At 33.6% G+C, this 22383-nt stretch carries 20 protein-coding genes; 13 read left to right on the top strand and 7 right to left on the bottom strand.

Going from position 1 to position 22383, the window contains the following annotated elements; genetic code table 11:
* The first annotated feature begins 50 nt into the window (after positions 1 to 50).
* The 9 genes from ACM55K_RS15930 (at position 51) to ACM55K_RS15890 (ending at position 13193) form a co-directional block, all read left to right on the top strand.
* Positions 51 to 2336, top strand: a complete 2286-nt coding sequence (locus ACM55K_RS15930) for a GH92 family glycosyl hydrolase (RefSeq protein WP_416851261.1) — start codon at positions 51 to 53, stop codon at positions 2334 to 2336.
* 13 nt (positions 2337 to 2349) lie between these two features.
* On the top strand, positions 2350 to 3879 hold the full coding sequence (locus tag ACM55K_RS15925) for a glycoside hydrolase family 28 protein (RefSeq protein WP_416851260.1): 1530 nt from the start codon (positions 2350 to 2352) through the stop codon (positions 3877 to 3879).
* A 108-nt stretch (positions 3880 to 3987) separates the two neighbouring features.
* Positions 3988 to 7983, top strand: coding sequence for a two-component regulator propeller domain-containing protein (locus tag ACM55K_RS15920; protein WP_416851259.1), 3996 nt, complete (start codon positions 3988 to 3990; stop codon positions 7981 to 7983).
* A gap of 141 nt (positions 7984 to 8124) precedes the next feature.
* The gene (locus tag ACM55K_RS15915) at positions 8125 to 9753 is read left to right on the top strand and encodes a glycoside hydrolase family 43 protein (protein ID WP_416851258.1); all 1629 of its coding nucleotides are present in this window, start codon (positions 8125 to 8127) and stop codon (positions 9751 to 9753) included.
* Positions 9754 to 9906: 153 nt separating this feature from the next.
* The gene (locus ACM55K_RS15910; RefSeq protein ID WP_416851257.1) at positions 9907 to 10422 is read left to right on the top strand and encodes a cupin domain-containing protein; all 516 of its coding nucleotides are present in this window, start codon (positions 9907 to 9909) and stop codon (positions 10420 to 10422) included.
* 179 nt (positions 10423 to 10601) lie between these two features.
* Positions 10602 to 10808, top strand: a complete 207-nt coding sequence (locus tag ACM55K_RS15905) for a hypothetical protein (protein ID WP_416851256.1) — start codon at positions 10602 to 10604, stop codon at positions 10806 to 10808.
* 942 nt (positions 10809 to 11750) lie between these two features.
* The gene (locus ACM55K_RS15900; RefSeq protein WP_416851255.1) at positions 11751 to 11960 is read left to right on the top strand and encodes a helix-turn-helix domain-containing protein; all 210 of its coding nucleotides are present in this window, start codon (positions 11751 to 11753) and stop codon (positions 11958 to 11960) included.
* A gap of 2 nt (positions 11961 to 11962) precedes the next feature.
* Positions 11963 to 12277: a HipA N-terminal domain-containing protein gene (locus ACM55K_RS15895; RefSeq protein WP_416851254.1), complete on the top strand. Its 315-nt coding sequence runs from the start codon at positions 11963 to 11965 to the stop codon at positions 12275 to 12277.
* Between the two features lie 58 nt (positions 12278 to 12335).
* Positions 12336 to 13193: a HipA domain-containing protein gene (locus ACM55K_RS15890; RefSeq protein ID WP_416851253.1), complete on the top strand. Its 858-nt coding sequence runs from the start codon at positions 12336 to 12338 to the stop codon at positions 13191 to 13193.
* A 387-nt stretch (positions 13194 to 13580) separates the two neighbouring features.
* Here the strand turns inward: ACM55K_RS15890 and ACM55K_RS15885 are convergent, their stop codons facing one another.
* The 7 genes from ACM55K_RS15885 to ACM55K_RS15855 form a co-directional block, all read right to left on the bottom strand.
* Positions 13581 to 14231, bottom strand: a complete 651-nt coding sequence (locus tag ACM55K_RS15885; RefSeq protein ID WP_416851252.1) for a nuclear transport factor 2 family protein — start codon at positions 14229 to 14231, stop codon at positions 13581 to 13583.
* Between the two features lie 40 nt (positions 14232 to 14271).
* Positions 14272 to 14589: a cupin domain-containing protein gene (locus tag ACM55K_RS15880; protein ID WP_416851251.1), complete on the bottom strand. Its 318-nt coding sequence runs from the start codon at positions 14587 to 14589 to the stop codon at positions 14272 to 14274.
* 64 nt (positions 14590 to 14653) lie between these two features.
* Positions 14654 to 14845, bottom strand: coding sequence for a hypothetical protein (locus ACM55K_RS15875; protein WP_416851250.1), 192 nt, complete (start codon positions 14843 to 14845; stop codon positions 14654 to 14656).
* Between the two features lie 20 nt (positions 14846 to 14865).
* Positions 14866 to 15678, bottom strand: a complete 813-nt coding sequence (locus ACM55K_RS15870; protein ID WP_416851249.1) for an SDR family NAD(P)-dependent oxidoreductase — start codon at positions 15676 to 15678, stop codon at positions 14866 to 14868.
* Between the two features lie 7 nt (positions 15679 to 15685).
* Positions 15686 to 16900: an acetyl-CoA C-acyltransferase gene (locus tag ACM55K_RS15865; RefSeq protein WP_416851248.1), complete on the bottom strand. Its 1215-nt coding sequence runs from the start codon at positions 16898 to 16900 to the stop codon at positions 15686 to 15688.
* 133 nt (positions 16901 to 17033) lie between these two features.
* Positions 17034 to 18251 carry a CaiB/BaiF CoA transferase family protein gene (locus ACM55K_RS15860; protein WP_416851247.1) on the bottom strand — a complete coding sequence of 406 codons (1218 nt, stop codon included), beginning with the start codon at positions 18249 to 18251 and terminating at the stop codon, positions 17034 to 17036.
* A gap of 6 nt (positions 18252 to 18257) precedes the next feature.
* On the bottom strand, positions 18258 to 19091 hold the full coding sequence (locus ACM55K_RS15855) for an HTD2 family dehydratase (protein ID WP_416851246.1): 834 nt from the start codon (positions 19089 to 19091) through the stop codon (positions 18258 to 18260).
* A 127-nt stretch (positions 19092 to 19218) separates the two neighbouring features.
* Between ACM55K_RS15855 and ACM55K_RS15850 the strand changes: the two genes are divergently transcribed.
* The 4 genes from ACM55K_RS15850 (at position 19219) to ACM55K_RS15835 (ending at position 22373) form a co-directional block, all read left to right on the top strand.
* Positions 19219 to 19635, top strand: a complete 417-nt coding sequence (locus ACM55K_RS15850) for a VOC family protein (RefSeq protein WP_035672919.1) — start codon at positions 19219 to 19221, stop codon at positions 19633 to 19635.
* A 70-nt stretch (positions 19636 to 19705) separates the two neighbouring features.
* Positions 19706 to 20491: an IclR family transcriptional regulator gene (locus ACM55K_RS15845; RefSeq protein WP_416851245.1), complete on the top strand. Its 786-nt coding sequence runs from the start codon at positions 19706 to 19708 to the stop codon at positions 20489 to 20491.
* Between the two features lie 36 nt (positions 20492 to 20527).
* On the top strand, positions 20528 to 21625 hold the full coding sequence (locus tag ACM55K_RS15840) for a hypothetical protein (protein ID WP_416851244.1): 1098 nt from the start codon (positions 20528 to 20530) through the stop codon (positions 21623 to 21625).
* A 184-nt stretch (positions 21626 to 21809) separates the two neighbouring features.
* Entirely contained in the window at positions 21810 to 22373 is a 564-nt protein-coding gene (locus tag ACM55K_RS15835; protein ID WP_416851243.1) for a hypothetical protein, read from the top strand.
* The last annotated feature ends 10 nt before the right edge of the window (positions 22374 to 22383 follow it).

The raw sequence follows: 22383 nt of genomic DNA, 5'->3' as shown, positions 1-22383 counted from the left end.
AAAGGCAGAATCCTTTGAAAAGGACTGTTTTCAATCTAATGCTCTGATAAATGAAATTAATAAAATGGAGTTTTTTGTCTTTGCTTTTTACAGGATGTACCGTTTTAGTCAAGGAAGTGAATTATGTAAATCCCTTAATTGGTACAGCTCCTTCTACAACTATAAGTTCATTGAAACACGGAGACGGAACCGAAAATAATGCTCAGGTAGTTCCTTATGTAACGGTACCTTTTGGAATGACTAATTGGACACCGCAAACAAAAGACACTGAAATAAAATGCCTTGCGCCTTATTACTATGTTGATACTGTGATTCAGGGATTTAGAGGGAGTCATTGGTTGAGTGGTTCTTGTGTACAAGATTATGGAAGTATGACCATAATGCCTATTTCGGGATCTTTGAAATGCTTACCAACGGTTCGTGGTTCTAAATTTTCACACGACAAAGAAAAAGCGACCCCTTATTCTTATCAAGTGCATTTAGATGATTATAGTATAAATGCTGAAATGACAGCAACAAAGCGCTCTGGTCTGTTCAAATTCACATTTGAAAAAGCAGGAGAAGCACATATTGTCGTGAATCCAAACAGTGATGAAGGGCAGGGTTTTGTTAAAATAATTCCAGAAAACAATGAAATTGTAGGATACAATCCAGTACACAGAATCTATCAGGGTATTGGTGAAGAAGCTGGTTTCAAGGGATATTTTGTAGTGCAGTTCAGTCGTAAGTTTAAAGATTTCGGAGTGTATCAAGACAATAAGATTTTGAAAGGAACTACTCAAATTTCTGATTTAAAAAATTTAGGAGGTTTTATTTCTTTTGAGGCATCGAAAAATGAAATTCTATACGCAACGGTTGGAACCTCGTTTACCAGTATTGAGCAGGCAAGAAAAAATTTAGAAGCCGAAACGAAAGGTTTGGATTTCGAAGAAGTTCAAGATGATTTAAAAAATACTTGGGGAAAATTACTTTCTAAAGTTAAAGTGGAAGGAAGCAATGAGGATGATAAAATAAAATTCTACACCGCCATGTACCATAGCTTTTTGCAACCCAGAACTTTCAATGATGCTGATGGTTCTTACGTAAGTTTTGCAGGTGGAAAAAAGATACTGAATTCGGGAGATAAGGATTATTATGATGATTTTTCGATGTGGGATATCTATAGAGCAGGACTTCCTTTAGTCAGTCTTCTCGAACCAAAGGCAAGTGCCGATATGATGAACAGCTTGTTTTTAAAAGCAGAGCAGGGTGGTTGGCTTCCTATATTTCCATGTTGGAATAGCTATACATCAGCAATGATTGGTGATCACGCTGTTGCAGCTATTGCGGATGCTTATTCGAAGAATCTAATTGAAATTAATGAGAAGCAATACGGCTATTTATTAAAAAATGCATTCGAATCACCTAAAACAATTGAGGAATACAAACAAGGCAAAGGACGCAGAGCATTGGAATCTTATTTGAAATATGGCTACGTTCCTCTGGAAGATGGCGTAGAAGATTCTTTTCATAAAAAAGAACAAGTTTCAAGAACTATGGAATATGCATTTGACGATTTTGCCCTGAGTCAGATCGCAACTAAAAGAGGGGATTTAAAGAATGCTGAAATTTTGAAAAAAAGAGCTTTAAATTACCAAAACGTATTTAGTACATCGGATTTAGCGGTGAGAGCAAAATATGCAGACGGTAGTTTTATAAAAGAATATGATAAGTTTAGTAAGCAATCTTTCATTACCGAAGGAACTCCTTATCAATATACTTGGTATGCTCCACAAGATATTGCGGGACTCATGAAGTTGATGGGAGGGAAAGATGGATTTAACGATAATTTAGATCATTTTTTTGCTTCGGGGCAATATTGGCATGGAAATGAACCCGGTCACCAAATTCCATTTTTATATAATTTTTCAGGACAACCTTGGAAAACACAGCAAAAAGTTTCCGAAATAATGAAAACAGAATATAGTGTGGCAGTAGGAGGATTAAGCGGAAATGATGATGCAGGTCAAATGTCAGCTTGGTACGTTTTTGCGGCAATGGGTTTTTATCCGGTTTGCCCTTCAGTTCCTGAATATGTTATTTCGGCACCTCATTTTGATAAAATAACGCTACATATTGGAAAAGGAAAAACGTTAATTATCAATGCAAAAGGAGCTTCTTCAGGAAATAATTTTATACAAAATCTAAAAATAAACGGAACAGGATATGACAAAACCTACCTCAGTCATTTTGATATGATGGATGGAGGCATATTAGATTTTAAAATGGATAAACAACCTAATAAATCTTGGGGCGCATCATCCACAAACAGTCCCTTTTCATTATCTAAACAATAAAAAATACAGCAGCATGAGTACTATTAAAAATATATTCTTTAGTCTTTTTCTAATTATAATTGGAAACAGCACCATGAATAGTCAAACAAAAAAACCAGATTTAAAAGCCGTTTCAATCGTCGATTTTGGAGCTATTGCAGATGGAAAAACGATTAACACCGTTGCAATTCAAAAAGCGATTAATGCCGTTTTTGAAAAAAATGGAGGAAGAGTTATTTTTCCTAAAGGAATATTTTTGTCAGGAAGTATAGAATTAAAGAGTAATGTAGAAATGCATTTTGAAGATGGTGCAGTTTTGTTAGGAAGTAAGGATCCTTTTCAATACAAAAGACTCAAGAGTAATAAAGCTCTGGTTTTAGCTAATAAAGCATCCCGGATTTCAATAACAGGAAATGGTATTATTGACGGACAAGGAAGAGTATTGGCACTGGCAGTTGATAGTTTGCATCATAATAAAATAATGATAGACTCTAATTACAATTATGTAAGAATGCGACCAAGTGAGCGAAACCGACCTGAATTGATCAATTTCAAATCATGCAGTGATGTTACCATTTCCGATGTCACCATAAAAGATGCCTCAAGTTGGGTTCAAACCTATGAACAATGTACTAATCTAATTATTGATAAGGTTAAAGTTAACAGTACTGCATTTTGGAACAATGATGGTTTTGATATTGTAGATTGTAGTAATGTGCGCATTACAAATTGCGATGTTAACGCCGCAGATGATGGCATTTGTTTAAAATCGGACAATCCTAAATTTTTTAACGATCAAATCTATATTGCAAATTGTAAGATACGATCTAGTGCAAATGCAGTGAAATTTGGCACAGCTTCTTACGGGGGATTTAAAAATGTAATTATAGAAAATATCAAGGTATTTGATACTTTTCGCTCAGCTATTGCTATTGAGTCCGTTGATGGTGGCGTCATTGAGAATGTTACTGTCAATAATATTGAAGCAGTTAATACGGGTAATGCTTTTTTTATACGTTTGGGATATCGTAAAGGAAAGAAACCGGGTATTGTAAGAAATATTTATATAAAAAATGTAAAAGTTCAAGTTCCATTTGGTCGACCAGATATAAATTATGATTTACGAGGTCCTGAAGTGAATTTTTTTCATAACCCGTTTCCAGTTTCTATTGCAGGTATTCCAGGGAATTTTATTCAAGACGTGGTGCTAGAAAATATTGAAATTTCTTATCCGGGAAGAGCTTCTAAAGGGATGGGATATATTCCTTTAAGTCGAGTAGAACAAGTTCCAGAAAAGATTAAAGACTATCCTGAATTTTCAATGTTTGGTGAACTTCCTGCTTGGGGATTCTATGTGCGTCATGTAAAAGGAATTTCTTTTAAAAACGTGAAATTAACCTTGGACGATACTGATTATCGACCAGCATTTGTATTTGATGATGTTGAAAATTTAAGTATGGAAAAAATAACGCTCCCTTTGGATAAAAAAGAACAAGTTTTTCTCAATAATACAAAATCAATTACTCTTGACAATGCTATAAAAAATCAAGCAAACAGGAATTAAATTTATAAAAAACTAAAAGTAACAATAGTTAGAAATAAAGATTTATTTTTGATTTTTAGGGATATTAATACCCTTTTTTAGCGCTATTAATAAATTATTTTTTTACCGATGAAAAAATCAATCATACTTATTATTCTGTTAACGCAATCTTTCATGAATGCGCAGGATTTACTTTTTGAACATTATAATGAGATAAATGGGCTTTCGCATAATTCTGTCCGATCCATTGTGCAAGATACCAAAGGATTTTTGTGGTTAGGAACTTTTGGAGGTTTGAATCGTTTTGATGGGTATGATTTTAAAGTATATAATAGTCAGGTAAATAATACCAGTTATCTTCAAGATGATGACATAGTGGCTATGGGATTGGATAAAGCAAATAATTTATGGATTGGAACCAATAATGGATTGACTAGACATAATATAATCACTTCAACTTTTAAAACGTACCACTATAATTCGAAACAGAAGAATTCTTTAATTGACAATAGAATAAGATCAGTTTACATAGACCATTCAGCAAGACTCTGGATAGGGACAAAGGATAATGGATTGTGTTATTTTAATTATAAAAATGAACTGTTTTACAAAATAAAAATTAAGAATGTAGAAAACATACGAGCAATTTATCAAACTAAAGATGGTAAAATTTGGTTCTCCACTTTTTCAAATGGAATTTTTAGTTTTAATATCGATAATCAAGGGGTAGTTTCTAATATTAAGAACTATGATTTAAGTTATTCTAATTTACAATTTGAAAAGAATCCAGAGTGTAATTTTCTTATTGAAGATAAAAAAAATGATTTTTTTGTAGGAACGAAAAATGGATTATTCAAGTTAAATAAAGTTAAAAATAAATTAGAATTAGTTGCTCAAAAAAATAATGAGCTAGATTATTTTAGGTGCATCACTATAGGTCCAAAAGGGGATTATTGGATTGGTACACTTAATGGAATCATAGAATGCAAAAGTCTTGAAGATATCTCAAAAGATACTTATAAAAGACATATTCCGGATTTGAAAAATAGTAATTCATTAGTAAATAATTACATAATATCACTGTTTTTCGATAAATCAGAAATATTGTGGATAGGAACTGAAAATGGGTTAGATAAATATGATCCTTTTGTAAATCAATTTAAAATATTAACAGGAAATTTTGCGACAAATAATAAGCTTCCCATTGTTAGTTGTTTTGGAAAAACATATGATAAAAAATTAATTGTTGGGACAAATTCGAACGGTCTGTTTTTGAGGGAGAACAATAAATATGTCCAAATATTAAAAAAATATTCAAAAATTTCGACTATTTATTCGACAGATGGAAAAATATTTTACATAGGATTGTGGGATGGAAAAATGTTGAAATACAATTATTTAAATAATACTGATGAGCTTTTAGATGTTGGTTTTAAAAAAGGACCTGTTTTATCTTTTTTTAAAAATACGGATGATACAGTATTGATAGGCTCTTTTGGAGAAGGAATGGTAGAGTTTAATAGTACTACTAAAAAGCATCGGTTTATAAGGGAAGATGTATTGAAAAATCAGGCTGTCAATAAAATAATTGCTACACCAGATCATACGATATGGCTAGCGACTGAAGAAGGTATTTTTAAATATAATAGCACAACTAATAAAATACGGAATTATAGTTCGAATGTTCGGGACGGTTTGTCTAACAACATGATAAAAGATTTAATTATAGATGCTAAAGGTGTACTTTGGGTGGGTACACGTCAAGGATTAAATTATTATGATGCTCGAAAGGATAAATTTGTTGTAGAAGGATCGCCGGTTGAATTGAAAAACATTTGGGTTACCGATATTGCTATTGATAGTTCAGGTGTCATGTGGTTGAACATGAATTATAATAAAATTGGGAGATATAATAAAAAAACCAAAGAAGTAAGAATCTTTTATGTAAATAACGGTGTAAGGTCTAATATAGTCAATAATAGAGGTTTCTTTTTCTATGAAAATTCTACAATATATTTAGGGGGAGATAAAGAGATAATTTACTTTTCTCCTTCTAAAATAATAGAGAACAAATGGTCTCCATCACCAATTATTACGGAGTTCAAAGTTCAAAACAAAGAAGTATTGCCTGGTGTTGAAATTGAGGGGCAATTAATAGTAAAAGAAGATTTGAATTATGCTAAATCAGTAGATTTAAATTACAACAACAGAAACTTTTCAATTACGTTTTCAGCACCTTCTTATGCGAAAGAACGATTGAATAAATTTCAATATAAGCTAGTAGGTCTAGATAATGATTGGATTAATGTTAATAGTAATTCCAGAACCATTCAATACACCAATTTATATCCCAAAAAGTATATTTTAAAAATAAGATCATCAAATAATAATGGGTATTGGAGTCCTCCGGTTTCTTATAATATAAATATCCTGCCTCCTTTTTGGATGACTTATAAGGCATTTTTATTGCTATTAATTCTAGTATCGGTACTGATCTTTTTTGTGAGAAAACAGATTAAAGTGCGCTCAAAACTGAAACACGAACTCTTATTAGAAAAAGTTAAAAGGGATCATGAAGAAAAACTATCGAATGAAAAATTACTTTTTTTTACTAATATCTCACATGAATTAAGGACACCATTGACACTAATTCTAGGTCCGGTTAAACAATTAATGGAACAAGGGAATGGGACTGATTATGAGAAAGCTAAAGTGAATTTAATCTATCAAAATGCAAATCGATTGCTACTATTGGTAAATCAGATTCTTGATTTTAGAAAAGCGCAGTCCGGTGAGCTAAAACTGAAGGTTTCAAAAACAGAAATTTTGGCGAACACACAAAATATTTTCAATTCTTTCGTCCAGTTTGCAGAAGAAAAGACTATAAATTTTAACTTAAACTGTGAAAATGAAGTTATTGAAGGTTGGATAGATATAGATAAATATGATAAAATTTTATATAATCTTCTTTCAAATGCGCTTAAATTCACCAATAGCTATGGGAATGTCGATTTGTTTATAGGTGTCGAAGAAGGGATTCATAAAAAATTAATTATTGAAGTAAGTGACGACGGCGTTGGAATTCCGATTGAAAGTCAGGAGAAAGTGTTTTCCAGATTTTATCAGGTGAAAAGCAGTAAAAAAAATAATACAGGTTCTGGAATCGGTTTGTCTCTTGTTAAATCATTAGTGAGTATTCATAAAGGAAAAATTAGTCTTCAGAGTGCTCCAAATAAAGGGAGTGTTTTTACATTAGAATTGCCAATTTCTAAGGACAGCTTTAAGAAGAATGAAATCTTTGATTTTGTTCCTAATGGTTTAAATATGCCAGAGTTAGCGTTTGATAAGACGAAAAAAGTAAATAATAATACTGATATTAAACAAAGTATTTTAGTAATTGAGGACAATGTTGAGTTGCGATTATTTTTAATTGATTATTTGTCAGATTTTTATATTGTGCACGGGGCAAGCAATGGGGAAGAGGGACTCAACATATGTCGGAAAATTAAACCCGTATTATGTGTGGTCGATGTTATGATGCCGGTTATGGATGGGTTTCATTTTGTAGAAGAGATTAAAAATGATGAAAATATAAGTCATACTCCAGTTATAATGTTAACTGCATTATCTGAAAATGAAAGTAAAATAAAAGGATACGCTTTAGGTGTCGATGGATATTTGGTAAAACCTTTTGACCCCTCGCTACTAAAAACAAGGATAGACAATATAATCAAAACACGTTTTGAATTAAAACAAAAATTTTCTGGAGAAGTCGAGAGTGATATATCCTCGTTGACCCATTCACAAATTGATATTGAGTTTATCTCAAAGGTAAAGGAGCTAATAGAATTAAATATTGATGACGTTAAATTAACAACCAACTTTTTATGTATTGAACTAGCTATGAGTTCCTCTAAACTGTATAGAAAAATAAAACAGTTAACAGATTTGTCGCCTAACGAGTTCATTAAAACATTGCGTTTAAAAAAATCTGCTCAGTTATTAAAAACTAAAAATTATAATGTTTCAGAAGTTGCAGAGATGGTTGGTTTTAGTGATCCATTATATTTTAGTAAGTGTTTTAAAATACAATTTGGTCATTCTCCAAGTTCTTTAACGAAATAGCTTTTTATAATGGAGGGGACTATTTAACATTCGATGGGGTAATTTTACAACTAGTGTAGGGTTAATAAATTTATTGTCACGATTAAAATTACAATGCCGGTAGGTAATTAAATAAGTATTATTATAAAGAATTTGAATAAAATGAGATTTTCAAAAATTATAGTCCCAGTTTTGTTGCTAAACATAGGTATGCCGGTAGTAGGGCAAAAAAAAGAAACAGTTAATTACTCAAAAGTTTGGGTAGCCGATAATGGTGATGGAACGTATAAAAATCCTATTATACACGCTGATTACTCGGATTTAGATGTGGTTAGGGTTGGAAAAGAGTATTATATGACTGCATCGTCTTTTAATTGTGTACCAGGATTGCCAATTCTTCATTCTAATGATCTTGTCAATTGGAAACTCATTGGTCACGCCATTAAAAAGCAAATTCCTTTAGAAGTATTTAATAAACCGCAACACGGTAATGGAGTATGGGCACCGAGTATCCGATTCCATAATAATGAATTTTATATTTATTACTGTGATCCTGATTTTGGAATTTATCTCGTTAAAGCTAAGAAGCCAGAGGGGCCTTGGTCCGAACCCATTTTAGTGAAAGGCGGTAAGGGGTTGATAGACCCAACGCCTTTGTGGGATGATGATGGGCAGGTATATCTTGGATATGCTTATGCCGGGAGCCGCGCAGGAATAAAAAGTATTTTGGTGATTTGTACAATGAATGCTGAGGGTTCTATTGCTCAAAATGATGAAGTGATGATTCTTGATGGACATGAGGAAGAACCAGTAGTAGAAGGGCCTAAATTATACAAACATAATGGTTATTATTATGTTTTTGCTCCTGCAGGAGGTGTTTCAACAGGTTGGCAAACGGTTTTACGGTCAAAAAATATTTATGGTCCTTATGAAAAAAGAAAAGTAATGGATCAAGGAAAAACGGAGATTAATGGACCACATCAAGGAGCTTGGATTCAAACGCAAGCTGGAGAAGATTGGTTTTTTCATTTTCAAGACAAAAAAGCTTATGGTAGAGTTGTTCATTTGCAGCCCATGAAATGGGTTGACAATTGGCCTGTTATAGGAATTGATGATGATAAAAATGGCGTTGGGGAACCAGTGATGGTTTATAAAAAACCAAATGTTGGAAAAACATTTCCTATTCTAACTCCTCCTGATGGAGATGAGTTTAATAGTCTTAAATTGGGACTCCAATGGCAATGGCATGCAAATCCAGAAGTGAATTGGGGGTTTCCCACAAGTATGGGATATTTCAATATGTTTTGTCGTCCTGTACCGGAGGAAGCAATAAATTTATATGATGTACCCAATTTATTGTTGCAAAAATTGCCTTCTGAAGAATTTACCGCGACGGCTAAGCTTACTTTTAATGCTCGTTTTGACGGAGAATATACGGGATTGTTAATTATGGGGCTTGATTATAGCTATTTATGTCTAAAACAAGAGGGAGGAAAACTCTTTCTTTCTCAAAAAACCGCTGAAAACTGCGACAAAAAAGGAATAGAATCGGAAAGTAATCAAGTTCAAATTGAAAATAAAACAGTTTACCTGCAAGTTAAAGTAAAAAAAGGAGGGATATGTGATTTTTCATATTCTCAAGACGGTATAAATTTCAATAGTATTGGGCAAAGTTTTACAGCAAAAGAAGGAAAATGGATAGGAGCTAAAATAGGTTTTTTAGCACTTAGAAAAGGAAAAATAAATGATGCTGGGAGTGTAGCTATTGATTGGTTTAGAATAACAAATTAATGTAGATGTCAGAGTTTGACTGTCGAATTCTTTATTTGTCATTTTTTAAAATTTTCGGAACTCAGTATAGTTCAGAACGGTTAGTCTATTTAAATGAATAATTTATCACTTTTAATATTGATATATAAACACTAAATAAAAAAATATAATAGAATGGATTTTAATTTATCTAAAGATTTAGAAAAGGACATAGTTTTTGAACAGATTGCTTCTTTCTTGAAAGATGAAAATTTTACTGTAGTACAAAAGGATCAAACTCGACCTTGGGGAGGTTTTTTTGTAATTGATGAAAAGCAAGCACAAGCTTTTGCTACAAAATTTTTTCCACTTCTTGAAATGTCTGAAATTCAGATTACCAATAAATTAAGTCCGAAGATTTTGGTTGTTGCACCCAATAAGCGATTGTCTTGGCAATATCATTTTAGAAGAGCTGAGATTTGGACAATTTTTTCAGGCTCAGTTGGGGTTAAAACGAGTGCCACTGATGAGGAAGGAGAACTTCAACAGCTTAATCAAGGAACTTTTATTCAAATGAATAAAGGCGAACGTCATCGTTTGATAGGTTTGGATTCTTGGGGAATTGTAGCTGAAATTTGGCAACACACAGATTCTAATGACCCTTCTGATGAAGAAGATATTGTTCGTTTGCAGGATGATTTTGGAAGATAGTTTTTTCTTTTTATTAGACACTAATTTTTAGCATATCCAAAATACTTTTATTACTATAAATGTAAGTTTTCTAAAGACAATAATCTTAGCGTTAAAAAAAACTCATGACCATTTTTTATCGATATTGGATTTAATCAGTCTTCCAGAAAAAATGTAATGAAATTATAAGGGGTTGTCAGATGAGAATACACAAAGAAGTAAAATCTAAAAGATTAAAAATAATACCTCAACAAAGTCAGTTGAAAGATGTTGAGAGAAAGCTCCCCGCTCTTGAAGAGAAATGGTTTGTTGGTGAGATCAATGAGACTAGCTTTGAAAAGTGGTATTTGGAATACAATGATAAAATAATAAAACTAAAAAGGTCAATTGAAAAACTAAAGTCATAGTGGGCAAAATAATTGATACTCTTGAGCATAAATTAGATGTATTTATTAATATAAAACATATTCAATCAAGGGACTCTATTACAGAAAAGAGAACTAATAAAGATGTTATTTCATAATAATTTATACTATCGTAATGGTTTTTTTTTTTGACCAAATCGATAGCAGAACCATTAAAGTATAATTTGGAAGCCATGAAGATTAGAGGTTTTTATGTGATATAAGTTGTATTTCTAAGATTTTAACTCAATAAATATGGTAAAAGTGTTCGACACTCCCGGTCACTATAATTGATTTTTAATATACAATAAATTGATATTCAATTACTTATGTTTTATTCGAAATATTGAATTTTAGTGGTCGAACCCTTTGTTAAGCCTTGATTTTACTGAGGTTTAGACATAAAAAAAGCCTGAAAATCATCGATTTTCAGGCTTTGTGGAGTCGCCGGGATTACAATCGAACACCTAATTCCTATATTAACTTTTTTTGATAGCTTAAAATTATAGTGTAATATATTGATTTTTAATTATTTAAATAATTTAATTCAATAATTGCTTTTTAAGTTTAAAATTTTTACCTAAGTACTTTTAACGTTTTTTAATAATTCTAAGTTTTTTATAGGTAAAAAGGTGTACATAAAGGAGACGTTAGAGTTCGACTGTCGAACTCTTTTTCACAGTCAAACTCTTTATGTAGATAGAAATTAGGATAGATTATCATGAACATTCAATTTTATATCATTCAAAGGTTCTAGCAATGTAAAGTAGATTTTTCTAAATTACTGATATAACAGTAAAACGACTTTTTATGTCTCTTATTTAGGTCAATTGACTACAAATTGTTTGGAAATTACCGCTATAACAGTAAAAAACAATGTTTTCGTATTTAAATACTTGTATTGTAGAGCATATTTGTTTATTTTTACTGTTAAAACGGTAAAAAATGAATGATTTTAATTTAGGCATCTTCATAAAAGAGCATCGTAAGCAAGCAGGATTAACACAATTAGAATTGGCTAATCTAGCAGGATTAGGGAAAACTACAGTTTTTGATATTGAAAAAAATAAAGAAACAGTTAGCTGGAATAATCTTTTAGCAGTACTAAAAGTATTGAACATTGAAATCCAGTTTAAAAGTCCAATCAATAAATAATTATGAGAAAAGCAATAATATTTGTTCATGATAAAAGAGCAGGAGTATTGACTGAGAATAGGAGTGGAGGTTATCTATTTACTTATGATGAAAGTTATGATGGCGAAGCAGTTTCATTGACTATGCCTATAACTAATAGAGACTATTCATTTGTCAAATTCCCATCTTTTTTTGAAGGATTGTTACCTGAAGGCATAATGCTTGAAGGGCTTTTGAAAATTGCTAAAATTGACAAAACCGATTATTTCTCACAACTTATTGCAACAGGAAATGATTTGGTAGGAGCAGTAACGGTAAAAGAATGGAAACATGAATAGATGCCCAATAACTTACGAATTATGCGGTACCGAAAAATACAGTGAAAAAGGACTCCGAATGATTACTCCTAAACTTACTGCATTAAATGATTTACCATTTACGGCAGCCGAACAAAGACAAGAAGCTGCTAATCGTGCAAAGAAATTGTCTATTCAAGGAGTACAGCCAAAATTAAGTGCTGTTATTTCAGTTGTAAATCTACAATTTGAAATTGTAGATCAGTTTGGTAATTATATTATAAAACCTCAAAATGACATCTTTCCTGAGCTACCAGAAAATGAAGATGTGACTATGAAGATGGCAAAAGTCTATGGGCTTGATGTGCCTCTTCATGGGTTGATTTATTCAAAAGATGGTAGTCTTTCTTATTTTATCAAACGATTTGACAGATACAGTAAGGGAAAAAAATATGCTACTGAGGATTTTACACAATTAACTGGCAATTCAAGAGATACCAAGTACGATTATACTATGGAAAAGTTAGTCAGAGTAATTGACGATTACTGCACTTTTCCTGCTATAGCTAAAGCCGATTTCTTTAAACGAGTTTTATTCTGTTTCATAACAGGTAATGAAGATATGCACTTAAAGAATTTTTCAGTAATTACTAAAGCTGGAAAAACAACTTTGACTCCAGTTTATGATTTCTTAAATTCTTCTATTTCCATTAAAAATCCACAGGAGGAATTAGCCTTATCTCTCAAAGGGAAAAAGAGTGATTTTAAGTCAACGGAATTGATAGATTATTACGCAAGAGAACGTTTAGAGCTTAATAACAAAACAATTGATGCCATTTTATCTGATATGAATAAAAGTCTATCCAGATGGACACAACTTGTAGAAATATCTTTTTTATCTGATATTATGAAAGAAAAGTATCTGAAGTTAATGGAAAATAGAATTAGGAGATTTTAATAATTATTGGGTCTGTCGCATCTAATAATAACCTTTACCTTTCATTCTTTTTTAATCCTTCAATTCTTGAATACTAAAGGTCATTGTTCTCCAAAATCTATAATTCTTAAGACAATATTTTTCAAACTTAGGTTTACGTTGAGTTAAAGAGGTCTTTAGGAAATAAAAATGTGGGAGTTTCAGTTGTTCACCCTACAATTCAACGTTGAGTATATAGGTTTGCACCATTTATTAAGGCGCAAATGAGTAAACGAAAAATAGGAGTAGAGCCAAGTTAGAGGCTGTATTAAACCAATATAAAAGTTAAAGGTATTATAGATTTTTTTTAGAAAAAAAAACAAAATTAACAGAAAGCGGATACATTTTTTTGCTTCTAAAATTATTCAATTATTTCTTTACTTCAATTGCTTGTTGAAGAATAGCACGAGAATCGGCACTTGATATGGGGCTTACTGTGCGATTAGTAACTTTCCAGCCATCTGTAGTTCGCAAGAGTTTCCATTGGTTCACTGTGAGTTGATAAATAGAAAATCCAGGAGAAGTTCCTTTACCAGAAAGTTGCACATGAGAGGCTGTTGTGTCTGGCATCACTATCAGCAAATAACCTGTAGCTACTGCAGTATCGCCATTTAGCGTGATATGAGGAAGCATTGCTAAATGTGTCATTCCGCCCTTGATAGCCTCCTTCTGTTCAGGTGCATTGACGATTTTCAAGATTTCATCTCGACCTTTATCTTGCTGTGCAGCTCCTCGGTCAAAGGTGGCATCTTCTGTAAACATTTTCGTCCAATACGATTCCGATGCTACATCAGAACTAAAAGCAGAACCTGCAAGAAGGTTTAGGATTTCAAGTCGGTCTTCAGTGGCTATAATACGTGCGAGAAGTTGTTCTGTATTCAAAGTACTTGTTTGTTTATGGAGAGTCGAGTTACCTATTTTGTTTTTAGCCTCTACTTTCTGGGCAGAGAGTAGATTAGAAATTAATAAAAAGGCGATATACAATACAAATCTTATATTAAAATTAGCTTGGCTTTTCATTTTTGATAGTTTAAAATTGATTTGATAAAACTCTTAAAAATTAAATTTGGTAATCTTCTCTAACGGGACAAAATATATCAAATATCTTACATTTTGTAAGTGCTTTTCCTCCGTGTACCATATTAGGAGGTATCACAGCAAGTTGTCCCTTTTCATAGATTTTTGTGTCCTCGCCAATGGTCAATTCAAATTTCCCTTCCAAAACTTGGGTGACTTGCTCATGGAAATGTGCATGCATGGGTAAAATCGCCCCTTCTTCAACATCCCAGTAACCCAAGGTTAAATTTTCTGTATGAACAAACCTTGCCTTGAACCCTTCTTTTATTTCATTTTGTGTTAGTGTGTCTACTTCAATCATCTTTTTAGTTCAATTGTTTTTATCTTAGTTTCTTTCCATTTTAGGTAGCCTCGAGCATTCATGATTAGAAAAAAACATTGCCTATACTGATACCAAAACTTTGCATTCTAAAAATTCCCAAATATATCCAAAGTACATTAGCAAGTATATAAGAAATGAAACCTATTCGATTTTTATTGCCTATTAGATAAACCGCTAACAAACTTGAAGCCATTGCCAGCCAATCTAAACCATAATATTTTAGTAATATATCCATGCCGAAATTGCTTTTAACTTTTAATGAATATGGATTCCACCATTAACATCAATAGTAGCACCAGTAATGAATCCCGAAAGGTCAGAAGCCAAAAAAAGACAAGTACCTGCTAACTCTTTCGTTTTACCAACACGTTTTAATGGAATTCCTGAAATTACATTATTCAATTGTTCTTCTGAAAGTCCGTCTAACATACTGGTTTCAATCATAGCTGGGCAAATTACATTAGCTCGAATATTCAGGGGAGCAAATTCTCTGGCTATAGCTTTAGTAAGGCTCATAACACCACCTTTTGAAGCGGCATAGTGAGTACCTCCTACCAAACCTCCCCCACGTTGTGCCGACAATGATGATAAATTGACGATAACTCCAGCTTGCTTTTCCGTAAATATTTTCAGGGCACTTTTGCAAATATTGAAAGTCCCTTTTAAGTTTACATCCATTATCAAATCATACCCTTCGTCTGTGATAGACAGCATCCCTTCTGATTTTACAATGCCCGCACAATTCACTAAGCAGTCAATAGTTCCGAAATGTGCTACAGCTTTTTCTATCACTTTATCACAATCTGATGTATTTCGTATATCACATTGAAGATAAATAATGTCAGGTTTATGACCTATTTGTGAAGCGATAGTGGTACCAACCTCATTGGCTATTTCGGCATTCATTACCAAATCAAGAAGTACTAATTTAGCCCCATGAGCAGCAAAAAGTTCTGCCGTAGCATATCCGATACTGCGTAAAGATGCAGCCCCAACAATCACACAAACTTTGTTTTCTAACAATAGGTGATTGTATTTTTTATCTTTGTTTAAGTCTATATTTTTCATATGTTTTCTAAATAGTAATATTTTCAATTATTACGGCATAGCCCATTCCTACACCAACACACATAGCTGCAAGGGCATATTTTTTCTTGGTACGGTGTAGTTCATTCATAGCTGCTTGAATGATTCGAGTACCCGACATTCCTAGTGGATGTCCAAGTGCAATTGCTCCGCCATTTGGGTTTACTCTTGTGTCATCATCGGCAATCCCTAAGTTTCGTGTAACGGCTAAACATTGAGCTGAAAAAGCTTCATTGAATTCAAATACGTCTATTTGGTCGAGTGTCAACCCTGCTTTTTGCAACGCTTTTTGTGTTGCTCCAACAGGGCCAATTCCCATAATTCTGGGTTCTACGCCTACTACCGCCGAGGATACGATTCTTGCTTTTGGAATAAAATTAAGTCTTTTTACTGCTTCCTCCGAAGCAATCAACATGGCAGCAGCTCCATCATTTAATCCGGAAGAATTTCCTGCTGTTACTGTTCCTCCTTCTTTCTTGAAAATGGGGTTTAATTTGGAAAGGATTTCAATTGTTGTACTGCCTTTAATAAATTCATCTGTATCAAAAACAGTGATATTACCTTTTCTATCAGTCCTTTCAATTTTCATGATTTCATCCGCTAAAATTCTGTTTTGTTGAGCCAAAAAAGCTTTTTGCTGTGAGCGAAAGGCAAACAAATCTTGATTCTCACGGCTAATTCCATACATAACTGCTAAATTTTCAGCAGTTATGCCCATTGCATCGGTACCGTATAATTTTTGCATTTCAGGATTAATAAATCGCCATCCAAAACTACTATCAAACAGTTGCGCATCATTGCCAAAAGGTTTTGATGTTTTAGAAATTACCCACGGGCCGCGGGTCATGTGTTCCATTCCGCCCGCAATAAAAATAGCACCGTCATCAGCTTTGATAGCTCTATTGGCATGAATAATCGCCGACATTCCTGAAGAACATAAACGATTGACTGTTTCGCCGGGAACGGTGTGTGGTATTCCGGCTAATAGTAAAGCCATTCGTGCTACATTTCGATTGTCTTCCCCCGCTTGGTTATGACAGCCTAAAATCACATCGTCAATTAATTCTGTTGGTAAATTTGGGTTTCTTTTGATGAGTTCTTTAATTGGCAAAGCTGCCAAATCATCGGCACGAACATTTGATAAACTACCGCCTAAACTACCAATGGGTGTTCGGATAGCATCAATGATATAGGATTGTTTCATATGTAGATAATATTTGTTTTTTTAAAGGAATATGGTATCGCCATTCTTCATTCCAGTTTGTGTTTTGGAATCATGGCGATTTCATCTGATTAAAAATTGTTTATGTTATAGCTTAATAAATTCATAACTGCTTTTATGATTGTTTTGAACGTTTAAAATTGTATGCTGCATTTTCTATTAAAATTTTTTCCATTTGAGTTTCTGAATATCCCAATTCGCTAAGAATTTCGGTAGTGTCCCATCCACAAGGAACAGCAGTAGAACGCGCCGAAGGATAATGGCCATCAACTTTTATAGTGGAACGAATTACAGCAGTTTTTCCTTCGGTTGGATGATTTTCAAAATCAATTAGCTCAACCTCCTTTAAATGTGGGTCATTAGTTAATGTTTCAAGTGTATGGCAGGGCATAGCGGGTAGATCCGTTTCTCGAAATATTTTAAGCCATTCATCAGTGGACCTATTATCGAGTGCCGCACCACGAATTTCAAACCATTCTGAAACGTATTTTGCCCTGCTTGCCACCGATATAAATCGTTCATCGTGGAGTAGTTCAGCTCTATCCGTTATTTTTAAAAAGGCTTGTACCTGAGCATCAGTATTGATGGTAAAGGAAATATATCCATCCTTTGTTTTAACAGGCTGATTATGCGGACTTAAAAGTCGAAGGTCGCCTGGAGGACCAAGAGGCGGTTCAAAGCTTTGTTGCGCTAAATGTTCTTGCAAAACAAAAGATGCCATCGTTTCAAACATCGGTATTTCTATACTTGCACCTATTCCAGTATTTTGGCGTTGCATCAGTGCTGCCATAACTGTGCCTGCCGTAATTTCGCCCACAACGTGGTCACAGATTAACATAGGAACGTAAGCCGGTTTTCCGTCACGAGCCATCGTTAATCCTGCAATACCCGAAGCACCTTGCAAAACACTGTCGTAAGTTGGCAACCCTGAATAAGGTCCATCTGTGCCATAGCCTGTTATCAAACAATATATTTTTTCTGGATATTTTGACCTGATCGTAGCTGCATCTAAACCCAATCGCTCTAAAGCATCGGGTCGCATATTGGCAACAATCACATCACACCATTCCACTAATTTTTGAATGATTTGCTGCCCCCTTTCTTTTTTTAAGTCGAGACAAATATTCTTTTTCCCTCGATTAAGATGTAGGTAAGCTCCCGAATGTTGTCCCGTAGGTGACATTCCTCCCAGACCACGCATCAAATCGCCCGATGGGCTTTCAACCTTTATGATTTCTGCACCGTATTGCCCCAATCGCCAAGTTGCCACTGGACCAACAACTACGGATGTTAAATCTAGTATTTTGATGCCTTTTAATGGTTCAAACTTCATATTCAATTATTTTACGTTAGCTTCGGCCTCTACCGCTATTTCATTATTATCGTCAAAAACTTTCAACTCCCAGCCCGTTTCTTTTTGTTCGGCAGTCAGGGTCATCGGTCTGTTACAATACAGCGGTGCTATATGTTTTACTTTTATAGCTGTCATTTCCAGCCCCAAATAGGTTCTTAAAAATTCAGTTAATAAAAGTGTAGTTAAACCACCGTTTACTACCAAATCTGGAAGTCCTTCAATATTTTGAGCATAATCCCTATCCAAGTGAATTTTATGAGAGTTAAATCCCAATGCAGAGTATTGGAATATAAGTGTTTCATCAGGAATTACTTGTTGCTGATGTTTCGATTCAATAGATTGGGAAGATGTTTTTTCAGAATTCTTCGAAGCGGTACTCGCACTTAGCAAAATGTAGGTTTGGGTTTCAATAATGGCGGGAATTGATGCAGTAACAGGACGTAATTCGTGTTGGATGGTTACAATTGCCATCGGTCCCGAATTAGTTGTTTTTTCTACGATGCTTTTGATAAAACTCGTTTTTTCTACTACTGAACCTATTACAATGTCACCATTGTAGGATGCAGTTCTTCCTCCTAAAAGCAATCTTGGCAGCCCAAGGTCAGGAATAGGAACACCCAAGCCAGGGAATCCATCTTTGCGTAATTTGGATTTTCGTGTTTCACCAGCTAGCATAAAAAAATGCCATCCTTTTGGTAATATATCTCCTTCTGAAAAAGAACGAGTATCTAAGTCTAACATAGCAGCCACACGACGTACCATTGTAGGACTACATTGTTCATTTGATTGAGTTTTAGACTCTAAAATGCTTTCTTGCATATTGTTATGTATTCTCACAAATACGTGAATAAATGTGAATTTCAACAAAAATACAAATTATTTTTTTATATTTGAAAATATTATTTCATATTTGCAAAAGAAATAACAAATATTAAATTCGCAAAACATGAAATTTAAGTATCATCACATGAATCTATGCACAGAAGATGTGTCAAGATTATCCAAATTTTATCAAAATATTTTCGGCATGAGTCGCCTTCAAGACGAAGAACACGGATTGACAACCGAGGACACCGAAAACAGGTATGACGGGCAAGTTGAATTTATAACCGATGGCACCATAGAATTTCATATTACTCAAAAGGATAATGATGCTGGCCACCGCATGAACCAATGGATTAATCCAATCAAAAATGGTCATTTCTGTTTTAGAACAGATGATATAGAAGGGTTCAAAAAGAAATTAGAGGAGCAGAATATTCCCTATGCGGATTATGGTAAATGGGCATTAGCAGGTTGGTATCAAATCTTCTTTCATGACCCGGATGGAAATATCATCGAAGTACATCAAATAGGTATGTAATTTGATTTGCGGTTTATTTTGCTTAAAATAGCGGATATTTAAACACAAAAAATCGTAAAATAAATCAGATATGAAAGAGAAAGAAGAAAATGGAGTTTATTCTGCCCCCGCATTAGACAAAGGCTTAGATATTTTAGAAGTTCTTAGTAAGTGCGAAAACGGACTGACACAGCAAGAAATTGCGGCTCAACTTGGTAGGAAATTGGGGGAAATTTATCGTATGTTGAATTGTTTGGTGCAAAGGAATTATGTTGCCAACTATGGCAATGTTTATACCATTACTTCTAAGTTGTTTCAATTGTCACATTTTCATCCTCCTACATATCGTTTGTTGACGGAAGCACTTCCAATTATGGAGGGTTTATCAAGAGCAGTTTCTTTTCCTTGTGATTTGAGAGTTTACAACAATGGTTTTCAAACCGTTATAGCGTCAATTCAGCCACCAAATGGACTTGGTTTTATGACTCGGGTAGGTTCTGAAATAGAGGTTGCTCCTTCAGCATCTGGTATGGTGTTGTTGGCTTTTCAAGACCGGATCATCAAAGAAATCAGAATTCGAGAGAGTCTTCCAAATTCATCAGAGACTGAGATTGAAACTTTCAGTAATGGTCTAAAGGAAGTAATTTCAAAAGGATTCGCATCCATAAAGAGTAAGCAGTATGCAGGACTTCACGCCATTTCATTTCCTATATTGGATATGAATGGAAATGCAGTAGCAGCGATGACAGTTCCTATGTTAGCTAGAATTGATGGAACGAACCAATTTACGCATGAGCAGGTAGAAGGAATGTTAAGAGAATGTGTATCAAATCTGAGTCAAAAAATTGCAATAACTAATATAAATGCAAATAATTGAATTATGTCAAATATTAAATTAAATATGCAATCAAATATGAAATTTATAAAATTAGTACTACTGTTTTGTCTTTTTTTAAACTTCACTTTTCTGTCGAATGCACAAACCCCTTCAATGATTAAGGGTGATGCTATTTACTTGAACCCTTATAAGGGTAACGATACTAATGCAGGAACAAAGGAAAGCCCTCTAAAAACTTTGAGTGAAGCGGCCAAACGAGTAAATAAAGCAAGTGGAGTAGGTACTATCACCGTTTACTTGTCATCAGGCATCTATGGTATGAATGAGACTGCAGATTTCAATCCTGTTAATCAAAAGTTCACAAAAACCAACCGCCTTATTATTCGTGCTGAAATATTGCCTGATGATATAAGCTGGAGTCCTTCAGATATGCCTATATTAATTTCTACCATGTCTTTTTCAGTAGAAAAAGATGATAAAGGGCAAGTAACCGGAGGTCAAAATTTTGGTATTCTAATTCAAAACAGTCATGCCACTATTCAAGGATTAAGGGTTTTAGGCGAACCAGTGCACGAAAATCCATCAAAAGGCATGCTAATTAGAAATTATCCAATTGTTTGGGAAGGAAAAGATTTAGAAGATTTAAGAATAACTCAATGTTTGTTTTTGGGAGATAAATTTGCTAGTCCAAATCATCTGGGAGTATTAGCTAGTGGAAAGGCTCTTGAAGTGGATCACTGTGTTTTTTACGGTGTTAAAGATGCTGTAGTAATGTGGAAAAATCCAGCATCTAATGCTTCAATGCACCATAATCTAATAATTAATAGTTACGGTGGTATTGTGTGGACCTGGTCTGCCACAAACGATTTCAAATTTTACAACAATGTTATCAGTAATGCTAATGTGCTATGGATTTTAGATAAAGATGAAAAAGAATCCTTTTTGATTGAAAATTCGATTATAGTAGGTTATAATTCTTATGTAAACAAAGGTGGCGGTGCACATGGATTTGGTGAAAATGCAAATCCAGAGAAACTAAAGATAGCTAAAGATGTGATCTTAAAAAAAGAAGGGAAATTAGAAATAATAGAGGATCAAACCGATAAATTTTATTTGCATATTAAAGCAGGTACATTAGGTTCCAATTTAGGGGCTGGCTTGTTTACAAAATAGTTAGTTCAGGATAAAATAGGTTGGTATATCAGGTTCAATTTTTGTTATTTATGTCAAAGCTTAAATCAATAAAAAGAAAAAATTAAAATACATTTTTGTTATTTATTTTTTAATTGTTTGTAAAAGTCTATCGGCTCAAAAAATCAATTTTAATACAAAGACCCTTCAGGCTAACCAAGTATCTATGTCTTTTGAAAATTTAGATAATAAAGAAATACTTAAGGTGGTCAAAGATACTACGGTGCAACTTGTTGACGAACCCACTTTTGTCAGAATAAAAGATTTGAATTTTAAAAATGGTATTATCGAAGTTAAAGTTTTGAGCCGTTTGTTAAAAAATGCACCAGCCTTTGCAAGAGGTTTTATAGGAATCTCTTTCAGAATTGACGAGAAAAACACAAAATACGAATCCATTTATATACGCCCTACAAATGGTCGTGCTGATGACCAAGTAAGACGCAATCATAGCATTCAATATTATGCTTATCCCGATTTCAAATTCGATAAACTAAGGCAAATAAGCCCTGAAAAGTACGAATCATACTCAGATATGGGCTTAAACGAATGGATTACGATGCGAATTGAGGAAAAAGGCAAAGAAGCCCAATTGTTCTTAAATAATAGCAAATACCCTGTTTTGATTGTCAATGATTTAAAATTGGGCGAAAATACCCAAGGAGGCATTGGACTTTGGGTAGAAATTGGAACAGAAGGGTATTTTAGAGACTTGAAAATAACGAAACAATGAGTGATTTTTG

This window comes from Flavobacterium arabinosi (assembly GCF_048158725.1).
GTDB lineage: Bacteria > Bacteroidota > Bacteroidia > Flavobacteriales > Flavobacteriaceae > Flavobacterium > Flavobacterium arabinosi.
The sequence above is the reverse complement of the archived record's forward strand: the minus strand, read 5'-3'. Positions and strand labels throughout refer to the sequence as shown.

Bases quoted from the DNA above. Each gene is read 5' to 3' on its own strand.
- ACM55K_RS15860 (WP_416851247.1), bottom strand. From the start codon at position 18,251: ATGAAGTTTGAACCATTAAAAGGCATCAAAATACTAGATTTAACATCC.
- ACM55K_RS15835 (WP_416851243.1), top strand. From the start codon at position 21,810: ATGTCTTTTGAAAATTTAGATAATAAAGAAATACTTAAGGTGGTCAAA.
- ACM55K_RS15895 (WP_416851254.1), top strand. From the start codon at position 11,963: ATGAGAAAAGCAATAATATTTGTTCATGATAAAAGAGCAGGAGTATTG.
- ACM55K_RS15870 (WP_416851249.1), bottom strand. From the start codon at position 15,678: ATGAAAAATATAGACTTAAACAAAGATAAAAAATACAATCACCTATTG.
- ACM55K_RS15880 (WP_416851251.1), bottom strand. From the start codon at position 14,589: ATGATTGAAGTAGACACACTAACACAAAATGAAATAAAAGAAGGGTTC.
- ACM55K_RS15905 (WP_416851256.1), top strand. From the start codon at position 10,602: ATGAGAATACACAAAGAAGTAAAATCTAAAAGATTAAAAATAATACCT.
- ACM55K_RS15855 (WP_416851246.1), bottom strand. From the start codon at position 19,091: ATGCAAGAAAGCATTTTAGAGTCTAAAACTCAATCAAATGAACAATGT.
- ACM55K_RS15915 (WP_416851258.1), top strand. From the start codon at position 8,125: ATGAGATTTTCAAAAATTATAGTCCCAGTTTTGTTGCTAAACATAGGT.
- ACM55K_RS15900 (WP_416851255.1), top strand. From the start codon at position 11,751: ATGAATGATTTTAATTTAGGCATCTTCATAAAAGAGCATCGTAAGCAA.
- ACM55K_RS15845 (WP_416851245.1), top strand. From the start codon at position 19,706: ATGAAAGAGAAAGAAGAAAATGGAGTTTATTCTGCCCCCGCATTAGAC.
- ACM55K_RS15840 (WP_416851244.1), top strand. From the start codon at position 20,528: ATGAAATTTATAAAATTAGTACTACTGTTTTGTCTTTTTTTAAACTTC.
- ACM55K_RS15850 (WP_035672919.1), top strand. From the start codon at position 19,219: ATGAAATTTAAGTATCATCACATGAATCTATGCACAGAAGATGTGTCA.
- ACM55K_RS15910 (WP_416851257.1), top strand. From the start codon at position 9,907: ATGGATTTTAATTTATCTAAAGATTTAGAAAAGGACATAGTTTTTGAA.
- ACM55K_RS15925 (WP_416851260.1), top strand. From the start codon at position 2,350: ATGAGTACTATTAAAAATATATTCTTTAGTCTTTTTCTAATTATAATT.
- ACM55K_RS15930 (WP_416851261.1), top strand. From the start codon at position 51: ATGAAATTAATAAAATGGAGTTTTTTGTCTTTGCTTTTTACAGGATGT.
- ACM55K_RS15865 (WP_416851248.1), bottom strand. From the start codon at position 16,900: ATGAAACAATCCTATATCATTGATGCTATCCGAACACCCATTGGTAGT.
- ACM55K_RS15890 (WP_416851253.1), top strand. From the start codon at position 12,336: ATGATTACTCCTAAACTTACTGCATTAAATGATTTACCATTTACGGCA.
- ACM55K_RS15920 (WP_416851259.1), top strand. From the start codon at position 3,988: ATGAAAAAATCAATCATACTTATTATTCTGTTAACGCAATCTTTCATG.
- ACM55K_RS15875 (WP_416851250.1), bottom strand. From the start codon at position 14,845: ATGGATATATTACTAAAATATTATGGTTTAGATTGGCTGGCAATGGCT.
- ACM55K_RS15885 (WP_416851252.1), bottom strand. From the start codon at position 14,231: ATGAAAAGCCAAGCTAATTTTAATATAAGATTTGTATTGTATATCGCC.